Here is an 11,825-nt window from a genome sequence, read left to right as displayed (position 1 = left end):
TTAAGTTATATTAATTAGTCACTTCTTCAGTTTCTTCTGTTAATTCTACATCTAGAGAATCTTTTGGAACTGAAGAAGTAGTTACTGTATTATTTTGTTTCTCATATAATTCTGCTGCTGTTTTAGGTGCTGCCCATAAAGTTGGTATCATAAATACCGAAACTGGAACAGCAGTAACAACAATGAATCTTTGTAAAGCATTAACTCCACCTATTTTCATCAAAATAGCAGCAACGGCTCCCATCGCAATTGACCAAAAAGCACGTACCCATTTAGGAGGAACATCTTCTGCTGTAACAACCATAGACATAGTATAAGCCATTGAATTTCCGGTAGTAGCTAAAAAACCAACAATCAAATACAGAATTGCTGCCATTAAAATATTAGGTCCAATGTATGGTACCATTTCAATTATATCCAGTAAAGCTGCTGCCATACCACTAGAATTCAAAGACTCTGATATAACACCTGGATTCTGTAATTCATAGAAGATACCGGTACCTCCGACTATACTAAACCAGAAATTAGTTACTACTGGAGAAATTACAGCTACAGCTAATATAATCTCCCTAATAGTTCTACCACGTGAAATTCTAGCCACAAATATAGCCATCATCGGTGCATACCCAATAAACCAAGCCCAGAAGAATGAAGTCCACCATGATAACCAGTTAGCATCTCCTCTAAATAGGCTAATACTAAAGAAGTTATCTAAGTAAGTTCCGTAACCGCTTAGAAAATGATTAATAATAAAGCTACCTGGTCCAAATATTAAGATAACTAAACCACAGAGCAGAGTAAACCTAGCAGTAAAATCACTTAACTTCTGAATTCCATCTTCTAATCCCAAAATAGCAGTTATAGTATAAAAAGCAGTAAAAGCAAGTATAACACCAAGTTGAGTCATAAAAACATCAGGAATTCCCAAAACTTTTTCTAAAGCATAACTCAACTGTAATCCTAAAAATCCAATTGGTCCGATAGTTCCAGCTGCAACCGCAAGAATAGAAGTTATATCCGCTAAATCTCCCAATAGTCCAAATACTCCATTTTCACCTACTACAGGATATAATAAAGACCGGGGCTGTAGTGGTAATTCTTTTCTATAGACTCCATCCATCAAAACTATAGTACCAAGTGTTCCTAAGATAGCCCAAGCTAAAAATCCCCAATGTAAAAAAGAATAAGAGAAGGCTGGATTAACTGCCGCTGCAGTAGCTGATTCTACACCTGAACCTGAAAAGAAAGCTGGAGTATCTAAAAAGTGATACATCGGTTCAGCTGCTGACCAGAATACTCCACCACCAGCCAATAATGCACACATAATCATAGCTATCCAATTAAAAGTATTAATCTCCGGTTCATCTCCGCCTAAGCGTACGCTTCCATATTTACTAATTCCTAATAATACTGCTATTATAAATGTTAGTAGGACTAATACCTGCCAAAATGCTCCAAACCAGCTAATACTCCAATTAAAACAGGCATCTACAACACTAGAAACAGCATCTAAGTTAATAATAGAAGCAATTACAAATAGAACAAAGAAACCTCCACTTAGTCCAAATACTCTCCAGTTTATTTCACTCTTTTCCTCAACACTAACTTCATCTGCCATTGTTTCCCCCCCTTGTTTTTTAAGCCTAAAATCTGCTATCTGTGGTCTAGTCTTTAGCTATAGCATCAATTTCTTTCTGTAGTTCTTCATCTAATAAAGGACCAGTATCTTCTTCAATCATCTCTTTTACTCTAGCTAAAGCTCTTTCTTCCATATCCAAACAGCCGTCATCTTCCCAATATTCCCACATTCGCCGTTCAACAAGGTCTGCATCCCATAATTCATCTTTAAAATTCTGAGCTGTATGAAGAGTCTTTAAAAAATCTCCACCATGTCCAACTTCAGAAATCAACTCCCGAGCTAAATTATTATCATTCACCTCTACACCTCGAGCTATCCTCTTTAATTGTCCCATACATTCATTACTGAAGACTAAATCAGCAAAATCAATAACGATATCCATATCTAATTGAAGTCCACCAATAATCTCAGATTCTAAAGCACCTACTAGCCCCATACCGACTTCAAATCCTGCCTGAGCATCTACTTTCTTAGAATCACGCAACATAGAAGGCATTCTAGTAGGCAAATCCAGTAAGTGACCTAATTCCGCCATACACCCCTTCATAATAGCAAACTCTGGACTAGCCATTGATATATTAGTTACCTTCATATCCATAATTCGGGCAAAACTAGTATAGATAAATGGCGCACCAGGGTTAACTGCCTGTGATAATACTAAACAAGCCATGTTCTCTGCATGGGCTTGAGCAACACCTCCAGCAATAGTAACTGGTGCAGAAACACCAAGAATAGGTCCAGAACTGACGAGAGTAGGAATATTATGACGGCTAGCTTCCATTAGTGTACTTGCAGTTTCAGCATCTAACTCCAGAGGAGGTGAAGTTAAAACCCAGGTAGAAAAGAAAGGACGTTCCTGAAATTTATCTTCTCCACCTACTGCTATAGATCCCATCTTGACTGCATCTTTTACACACTGATCGTTAAATGATGGAGCAGTAATATGCTTTTTAGTATTTTTAATAGCTGTAGCCCACGTATACTGATCCATCCTTTCCTCAGGCACATCCTGCGGAGTAGCAAGCGTAGAAGCAATCGAAACATTATCTAACTGATCTAAGACTCTTAACATCAAACCAACATCTTCATTAGTTGCCGGTCGTTTCTCCCGTGTATCTACATCAATTACATTAGTCGCCTGTGTCATGCCGGCTAATACAGGTGCATCTTCACTCAAATTAATATCATATTCTTCATCCCGAGCATATAATGTCAGTTCATCTCTTTTAGGGGCAGTTTCAACAGCATTTTCTATTAATTCAGGAGTAAACTTAGCAATTTCCCCATCAATATCTGCACCGGCTTCTTCAAGAATCCCTAATGCTTCTTCAGAAGGTATTTTCATACCCATTGACTCCAAAATATCTAAAGACATATTATGGATTCTTTCTATCTCTTCTTCAGAAAAGAAATTTAACTTTGGTCTCATAATTTCCACTCCTTTACAATAATTTTAGGTTAATTTATTATTAAATAACTATACTTAAACAACTACAATATTTTATTTTTATCTCTATTCTCCTTTATCGCCTCCCAGTTCTAATTTTACTAACATTGTTTACTCTACTTATATTAAGTTGCAAATATTATGCCAAAATTGAATTATTTAAAAATTATAATATATATTACGACAAATACTATAATATTAGGAAATAAAGTTTTATTTTTTAAATATTTAAAGTTTTACAATTCAATAAAATCAAATAATTAAAAATATTGTCCCATAATGGGACAATATTTTTAAAAATTATTTGATTATTCCTTACATACCAAGCCTTAATTAATTTATACCATTTTAGGACAGTTTATCCCACTTTAGGATAGCTCAATATTATAATCATCCAGCTTTCGATAAAGAGTAGACCTACCAATTCCTAAAGCCTCAGCAGCCTTTTCTTTTCCCTTACCACTCGTTCCAAACTCCTGTAACGCCTTAATAATTGTTTTTCTTTCTACTTCATTAAGAGTAGGAACTACAGATGTCTCTTCATTTCCTGAAAAAGATTCTAAAATTGTTTCTGGCAGATATTTTTCAGTAATGTAATTAGAAGTAGCAATATTGACAGCATATTCAATACTATTTTCTAACTCACGAATATTACCCGGCCATGAATAATTAAGCAACTTCTGTTTAGCTCCTTCCGTAAATCCTTCAATATCTTTACCTAATAAATGAGAATATCTCTGTAAAAAAAAGTGTGATAATAATAGTATGTCTTCCTTTCGTTCTCGCAAAGGCGGAATCGAAAAAGGAATTACATTCAATCGATAAAATAAATCCTTTCTAAATTTACCTTCTTTAACCATCTTTTTTAAGTCTTGATGAGTAGCAGCAATAATTCGTACATCAATATCAATTGATTCAACTCCTCCTACCCTCTCTAATTTTTTATCCTCAATTACTTTTAACAATTTAACTTGAAAATGCAGCGGCATATCACCAATCTCATCTAAAAAGATAGTTCCTTTATGAGCAAGTTCAAATTTACCCGGCTTACCACCCTTCTTAGCTCCAGTAAATGCCCCTTCTTCATAACCAAATAATTCAGATTCCAGCAAATTTTCAGGAATAGCTGCGCAATTAACAGAAATAAAAGCTTCTTCTTTTCTATCACTCTCTTCATGAATCGCTCGGGCAAACATACCCTTTCCAGTACCACTTTCACCACAAATTAAGACTGTCGAAGAAGTCTGAGCCACCTTATGCATCTGTTTTTTAAGATTAATAATTTCATTACTAGTACCTTTAATTTTATCAAAAGCAGATTGTTGGTCTTCCGCAATAATCTTAGTAGCTAACTGCTTCATCTCTTCTAACCCTCTAAATGAAATAGTAGCACCTATAACTTGCTCATTATTCTTAATTAAAGTAATATTGCAGAGTAATTCAAATTCTTCTTCACCCTGTTTATACTTAAGTTTTGTTTCACAATAATCATTCTTCATTATACTATCACTAAAAATTCTCTCTAGATTTAGTTCAGGAAAAAAACTTTTAATATTTTTACCAGTTTGTACCTGATTGAGTTTTAAAACCTCAGTTGCTGACTGATTAATGTGAGTAATATTACCCTGAGCATTAATAGCAATAATACCTTCATGAACAGAATTAATCACTGCTTTAAACTGATCCGCTAAAATTCCCATCTGCTTTCTCATCTCTTTTTCAGCCAAAGTACTAGATAGAAAATCTGCTACTTTTTCTGAAAAAGTTATCAAATTTGATCTATTAGTAATAAGATTTTGACGCTGTGTTTCATCAAAAGCCATCAAAGCAAAAGTTCCTACCACTTGTCCTGAAAATTTAATAGGCGAAATAACTACTGCTAAAACAGGACATTCTTTTTTAAACTGACACCTATTACATAAATCATTACTATCAGTATCTTCAACAAAAAAACTTTTAGAATTAGAATTAGAAATAAGTCTATCAGTTATACAGCCTGAACCAACTCGGGAGTTTACAATTTCTTTATACTTTCCAGTTCCAGCAACAATTTCTACCTCATCATCCAAAATTCCTATTTCGTAATCCATAACTGCTGCAAATGCATTTGCTATTTGCTGAATGAATTTCTTAAGTTCTTTTAGTTTAGTCATCTACTCCCCCCTATCTTGATTTAATAGTAAATTGATTAATATAAAAAAATAAATTAAATCAAATTATATTAAAAATTCTGTAAATTTTTAAATTAAATATAGTAAAAATCATTTAAAAAAAGTTGTTACCTCTCTATAATTTATTAGATGAGCAAAACTAAAAAGAGTAATTTCTACCTAAATGATTTTAACGCCTTAAATAGTCCTGTGCTTTTCTCTAATTTACTGTTAACCACCTTTGAATCAATTCTAGACAATGCTTTCTCTTTCCTGTCTAATTCTCTTTTTTTATTTACTATTAATTCCTGTAATTCATCCTTATCTCCTTCATTATACTTAAAAACTCTAAGTTCCCCTTCGCCCAATTTGTTAGACATCCAATTAAGTTGTATAATAAAAGCAATGGAGGTACTAAGATTGAGAAAAAGTAGTAGGCTATTCAATAAGTCGTATCTGAACTTAGCAAGCTCCATCCAAATCTATAATTTGGGTGGAGGAGATGACTCAACCAATTCCAAAGCAGCACTCTTAGCAGCAACAGCATCCTGAGCCCAAAAATCAGCATTAATTTCTTCAGCAAAATCCGGAGTTACAGGCCCTCCACCAACCATAATCTTCACAGAATCCCTAAGTTCTTCTTTCTTTAAAGCCCCCATTGTCTTCTGCATCTGCTGAATAGTTGTAGTCAACAGAGCACTCATCCCTAAAATATCCGGTTTATATTCTTTAACTGCCTCTGCAAATTCTTTGGGTTCTACATCTGTTCCTAAATCTATAACCTCAAAACCAGCACTCTCCATCATTATTCGAACCAGATTCTTACCAATATTATGTAAGTCACCAGCAACTGTACCTAACAACACTCTACCTTTTAAAGAAGTTTCTTCCTTAGTAAGTAAAGGATTAACCAATTCTATACCTGTTTTCATTGCTTGAGCCGATATCATAACCTCAGGTACAAACATATCCTCATCTTTAAATTTCTGGCTAACCTGATTCATACCATTAATTAAACCCTTCTGTATAATATCATTAGGTTCTAATCCTTCATCTATAGCTTTTTGAGTCAACTCAGCTACTTTATCTTCATTACCATTAATTATATGATTACTGATAGCTTCAAACTCTGTCATTTTGATTCCCCCTTATTACTATCTTATTTATTGAGACTGAAATCCCTTCCATGATTTAACATACTGCTTTCCAGGATCAATATACCTATCAGTAAAGGAATCAATTCCCACTGGAAATAATATAGATCACAATAAGGAAGAAAAATTTATCTTTTAACTAACTAAAATGCCCCAATACAAGGGCATTCTAGTCTTTTTTAGTTATTATTTTTTACTGCTCCCGCCCAAAGATCCGGTCTAAAATCATAGCTAAAATAACTACTCCTAAACCAGCTTCAAAACCTAAACCGATATCTACTGTTGATAAGGAACGCAGTACTGGCTTTCCTAATCCTCCAGCTCCGATCATCGCTGCAATTACTACCATAGATAAAGAAAGCATAATACATTGGTTAACGCCCATCATAATCGATGGTAATGCTAACGGTAGCTCTATCTTATATAACATCTGCCATGGGGTACAACCAAAGGCTCTCCCAGCTTCTTTTAACTCATCTGATACCTGTTTAATTCCTAAATAAGTTAAACGAATTGGAGGAGCAATAGCAAAGACTACAGTAGCTATAACTCCAGAAACATTACCTAAACCAAAGAACATTAAGGCTGGAATTAAATAAACAAAGGGAGGTATAGTCTGCATAAAGTCTAGCATAGGACGAGTAATAAGATCAATAATTCTGCTACGGGCTTTTAAAATTCCAATTGGGATTCCCAAAATTAAACAGACAACCACCGAAGTAATTATTGAAGCCATAGTAGTTACTAACGGGTCCCACATTCTAAGATTTAAGACTAACATTAATCCTAAAGCAACAAAGACAGCCATATTTTTTCCCTTGAGTTTCCAAGCGGCAATAGCAAAAACAGCAATTAATAGAAAGGGATGACCATAAGATAAAACAGCCTCAAATCCACCAATCAATGAACTAATTATTTCAGAAAAGGTATTTAGCGGAACACTAAAATTCGAAATAATAAAATCAACTATAGCCTCTACTGCATTACCTAAAGGAATTTTAGTAGATAAAAAGTTGATTAACTTATCCAGTGTTGAGACTAAAGGAATAAGATTCATTAGAAAGTATTACCTCCTTAAGATATAAAACTTTAGCTAATCTTAACTTAATTTATCACCGAGTTATTTGTCTTAGCAATATTCGTGATCACGAATATCGCTAAGATTCTGTTAAAAACTACTTAAATTTATTCTTAATTACTTTAACAGCATCTTTGCCGTCAACAGTCTTTACACCGTCAAGCCAGCTACTAATAACATCAATATTATTCTTAATCCATTCTTCAGCTGCTTCTTCAGCTGGACGTTCTTTCTTCTGATACTCTAAAATCCACTTACTTTGAATTTGAGATGTAATTTCAAAGTTCTCTAAAAACTTATAGAAATTAGGACTCTCTTCTTCCAGTTCTGGTCGAGCAGCAGTATAAATTGTACTACTCTCTCCCCAGATATTTTCTGGATCCTCTAGATACTTAATGTCATATTTAACATTCATCCAATGCGGCTCCCAACCTGGAAAAGCAATCCATTCTCCTGTCTTAGTAGCTCGTTCTACTGCTGATAACATTCCTCCAGTACTGCTTGCTACTACCTTCCAATCTTCTAAGTTATAAGTGTTATTTTCAATAGCTTCTTTCATGATTTCATTACCATCATTACCGGCTTCCAGCCCAACTATTTCATGATCAAATTTATCAGCATGCTTATGCAGATCACTAATAGATTTAACTCCTGCTTCCCAGACATATTCAGGTACAGCAAGCTTATAAACCGCTTTTTCAACATTTGGTTTGATATTTACAATCGTTCCTTTTTCCTTATAAGGTTTGAAATTAGTCATCATTGTAGGCATCCAGTTACCCAAAAAGGCATCAATTTCATCATTGTCCATTCCTTTAAATAATACCTGCTGGCCTAAACTTTCAGTTGTAACCTTATAACCTATAGTTTCCAAAACCTGTTTAACTACCTCTGTCTTAACAGTAACACCCGGCCAATTTACATATCCAAACTTAATCTCTTCAGTCTGTTCAGCCTGATTAGAAGCCTGTTTTTGCTGTGTACATCCTACTACCGTAAGTGTTAAAACTAAACATACAGCTAAAATTATCCGTCCCTTTTTAGAAATCATTTAATAACCCCCTTATCGATAATAAAACAGTAATTAAAGTATCAGATTAGTTTATTTAATCTGATACTTTAATTAATTTAATCTAATTATTTTACAACTTCTTTATCTCCCGGTACCCAGCTATTAACAGCTTCCGGATTATTACTGACAAACTCTTCAGCAGCTTTCTTCGGTTCCATTCCATTTTGAATTTTTAACATTATAGAACCTAACTGTTCTGTAGTCAGCTTATAATTCTGTAAGAACTTAGCTACTGTAGGCATATCTTCTTTAATCTCTGGTCTACCTATACTCTTAATATATTCGCCTTCACCCATAGTTAACTCTGGATCTTCTAAGAATTTAAGATCCCATTTAGACCATTTCCAGTGCGGTTTCCAACCAGCTACTACAATCCATTCATCATTTTTAATTGCTTTACCTAATTCAGCAGTCATAGCCGGTCCACTACTACTAGTTAATTCCCAATCTTTTAAACCATATTTAGGCATAGTCTTATTCTCAATTACTGTCATTTCCGTAGCGCCAGGATCAATTCCTACTATTGCTTTATTAAATTTATCGGCATATTTTTTAAGTTCAGGGATAGTATCAGCTTTGACATATTCAGGAACTACAAGGCCTATCTGAGCTGAATCATAATTACTCCCTAAATCAACTAATTCATCACCATATTCTTCCCAACGCGTCTTATCTGTATTAGGTAACCATGCACAAACGAAAGCATCTAACTCACCATTAGCTGTCCCTTGAAACATTGGTCCAGATTGCGTTACCGGTGTTTCCACCTCATAGCCCATTCTCTCTAAAACTTCACGAACAACATATGTAGAAGCCTCTGCTGATGCCCACTGCACATAACCAATCTTAACCTTTCCTTTCTGCTCAACTGATTCATCTTGGCTTGTCTGCTGCGGACTTTGAAGCATACCACATCCTGTCACCGTCACTGCTAACAATAAAGCTAAAGCTACTAACGTAAAGCTTTTAGTTTTACTGTTAAAAATAATAACCCCTCCTAATTTATTTTAATTTATTGCTCCGCGTTAACCTGATTCAATCCCTTAGTAATTCTATCTAAAATAATAGCCAAAATAACTACTCCTAATCCAGCTTCAAATCCAACTCCAATCTGCATCCTTTGAATTCCATTCAACACTTCAGCTCCTAGACCTTTAGCTCCAATCATAGAAGCTATAACAACCATAGATAAGGAAAGCATAATACATTGATTAATCCCCGCCATAATTGAAGGTAATGCTAGAGGTAACCTAACTTTAAACAACATCTGCCATGGAGTAGACCCAAAAGCAAATCCTACTTCTTCTAGTTCATCTGGTACTTGTTTTAGGCCCAAATCAGTTAATCTAATCGCTGGAGGCATTGCAAAAATAACTGTAGCCATTACTCCAGGAACATTACCAATTCCAAAGAACATAGTGGCTGGGATTAAGTAAACAAACGGAGGCATAGTCTGCATAAAGTCTAAAATGGGGGTAATTATTCTATTCAATAATTGACTCTTATTAATCAAAATTCCTGTTGGAATTCCTAAAGCTAGCGCAATTACAGCTGCAACAAAAACTAAGACAAAAGTACGTATAGTAGCTACCCACAATCCCATACCAAATACTACAAAAAGACCAATAAAACTGAAGAAAGCTACCTTCTTATCGGCTATTAATAAAGCTAAACCGGTTAAAGCTAAAATAACAACTAAAGGTGGAGCTACTAAAAGTAAATTTGTAAATCCAGTCATAAATTGCTCCACTAAATTTGATACTATTTCAAAGAAAGGTCCAAAATTATTCAAAAGTACATCTAATAATAATTCTACTCCTTTGCCTATAGGCAAATTCATTATACCCTCTCCTCACTAGCTAAATTAGCTAAGACATTACTCTTAATAATCAGCCCCAATAACTTCCCTTCATCATTAATCACTGGTAGAGGAATATCTAAATCAGCAATCTCAGAAAATAACTCATCTAAGTTTTCATCTGGATTGGTAGTAGGAGTCTCCTTCATTATACCTTCTAAATCCTTTTGTCCTTTATTAACTCCTTCAACAGCATCTTCAATTTCTACTATTCCCTTAAGTTTTCGTTCTTTATCTACTACAAAAATACTGGAAATTTCATTCTGCCTCATTTTATGCATAGCAGTATGAGGACCGTCCTGATCATATAATAAAGCTAGAGGTTTAGTCATAATATCTTCAGCAGTTAAGATACGAGAACGATTTACATCCTGTACAAATTCCTTAACATAATCATTTTCAGCATCAGTCAAAATCTCTTCTGGAGTTCCTATCTGAACAATTTTTCCATCATTCATAATAGCAATTCGATCACCTAGTTTAAGAGCTTCATCTAAATCATGAGTAATAAATAGAATTGTTTTATCTAAATCTTGATAAATATCCAGTAATTCATCCTGCATTTCTTTTTTGATTAAAGGATCTAAAGCACTAAAAGGTTCATCCATAAGAAGAATCTCAGGATCAACTGCTAGAGCTCGAGCCAAACCAACTCTTTGCTGCATTCCACCACTTAATTGCTCAGGATATTGGTCCTCCCATCCATCCAGACCTACTCTTTTTAATGCCTCTTTAGCTTGTACTTCTCTTTCTTCTTTAGGTACATCCTGAATCTCTAATCCAAATTCAGCATTCTCTAGTACAGTCCTATTAGGAAAAAGAGCAAAATTCTGAAAGACCATTCCAAATTTATCTCTTCTCATCTGGCGTAAACTCTGTTGATCCAAATCCATTAGATTCTGATCCTTTAATTTCAATTCTCCAGCTGTTGGTTCAATTAACCTATTTAAACACCTCAATAAAGTCGACTTACCGCTGCCTGACAGCCCCATAATCACAAATATTTCTTCTGTATTAACTTTAAAACTAACATCATTCACACCTACTGTCAAGCCCGTCTTCTCTAATATCTCATCTTTAGAATATCCTTCTTTTAATAACTCAATACCTTCTTGAGGATTATTTCCAAATATCTTTGAAAGATTATTTACTTCTATCTCTTTCATTAATTCAACCTCCCAGGTTATTTTATTCACTGTAAACAAAAAATCTTTGAAATAAAGTTAACTTTTATTCCAAAGATTATCACTGTAGACTATTAATTGATAATAAACATCTTCTATCCTGACTAAAAATTTACTCCCCGCAAATCTCGTTTATAAATAATATAACATATAATCAGGTTTGTCAAACTATAAACCAAACTTTAAAAATAATTCCAAACTATTTAACCTGTTAAATTTTAACTGGGATTTAAAGAAAGATAA

Annotated in this window: 10 protein-coding genes; all 10 read right to left on the bottom strand. The window is 34.2% G+C overall.

Going from position 1 to position 11,825, the window contains the following annotated elements:
* Positions 1-10 precede the first annotated feature (10 nt).
* Positions 11-1,618 (bottom strand): BCCT family transporter, encoded by a 1,608-nt coding sequence (locus acear_RS02410; RefSeq protein WP_013277435.1) that lies wholly within the window; start codon positions 1,616-1,618, stop codon positions 11-13.
* Between the two features lie 46 nt (positions 1,619-1,664).
* On the bottom strand, positions 1,665-3,068 hold the full coding sequence (locus acear_RS02405) for a trimethylamine methyltransferase family protein (RefSeq protein WP_013277434.1): 1,404 nt from the start codon (positions 3,066-3,068) through the stop codon (positions 1,665-1,667).
* A 386-nt stretch (positions 3,069-3,454) separates the two neighbouring features.
* Positions 3,455-5,239 carry a sigma-54 interaction domain-containing protein gene (locus acear_RS02400; RefSeq protein ID WP_013277433.1) on the bottom strand — a complete coding sequence of 595 codons (1,785 nt, stop codon included), beginning with the start codon at positions 5,237-5,239 and terminating at the stop codon, positions 3,455-3,457.
* Between the two features lie 173 nt (positions 5,240-5,412).
* Positions 5,413-5,604, bottom strand: coding sequence for a hypothetical protein (locus acear_RS02395; protein WP_013277432.1), 192 nt, complete (start codon positions 5,602-5,604; stop codon positions 5,413-5,415).
* A 114-nt stretch (positions 5,605-5,718) separates the two neighbouring features.
* On the bottom strand, positions 5,719-6,372 hold the full coding sequence (locus acear_RS02390) for a cobalamin B12-binding domain-containing protein (protein WP_013277431.1): 654 nt from the start codon (positions 6,370-6,372) through the stop codon (positions 5,719-5,721).
* 211 nt (positions 6,373-6,583) lie between these two features.
* The gene (locus tag acear_RS02385; RefSeq protein ID WP_013277430.1) at positions 6,584-7,447 is read right to left on the bottom strand and encodes an ABC transporter permease; all 864 of its coding nucleotides are present in this window, start codon (positions 7,445-7,447) and stop codon (positions 6,584-6,586) included.
* Between the two features lie 118 nt (positions 7,448-7,565).
* Positions 7,566-8,519: an ABC transporter substrate-binding protein gene (locus acear_RS02380; RefSeq protein WP_013277429.1), complete on the bottom strand. Its 954-nt coding sequence runs from the start codon at positions 8,517-8,519 to the stop codon at positions 7,566-7,568.
* A gap of 86 nt (positions 8,520-8,605) precedes the next feature.
* Positions 8,606-9,448: a glycine betaine ABC transporter substrate-binding protein gene (locus tag acear_RS02375; RefSeq protein ID WP_013277428.1), complete on the bottom strand. Its 843-nt coding sequence runs from the start codon at positions 9,446-9,448 to the stop codon at positions 8,606-8,608.
* A gap of 104 nt (positions 9,449-9,552) precedes the next feature.
* Positions 9,553-10,380, bottom strand: coding sequence for an ABC transporter permease (locus acear_RS02370; RefSeq protein WP_013277427.1), 828 nt, complete (start codon positions 10,378-10,380; stop codon positions 9,553-9,555).
* A complete protein-coding gene (locus acear_RS02365) occupies positions 10,380-11,564 on the bottom strand; it encodes a quaternary amine ABC transporter ATP-binding protein (protein ID WP_013277426.1) in 1,185 nt (394 codons plus the stop codon). The genes acear_RS02370 and acear_RS02365 overlap by 1 nt, the downstream gene beginning before the upstream one ends.
* Between the last annotated feature and the right edge of the window lie 261 nt (positions 11,565-11,825).

The organism is Acetohalobium arabaticum DSM 5501 (assembly GCF_000144695.1).
Taxonomy (GTDB): Bacteria; Bacillota; Halanaerobiia; order Halobacteroidales; family Acetohalobiaceae; genus Acetohalobium; species Acetohalobium arabaticum.
The sequence above is the reverse complement of the archived record's forward strand: the minus strand, read 5'-3'. Positions and strand labels throughout refer to the sequence as shown.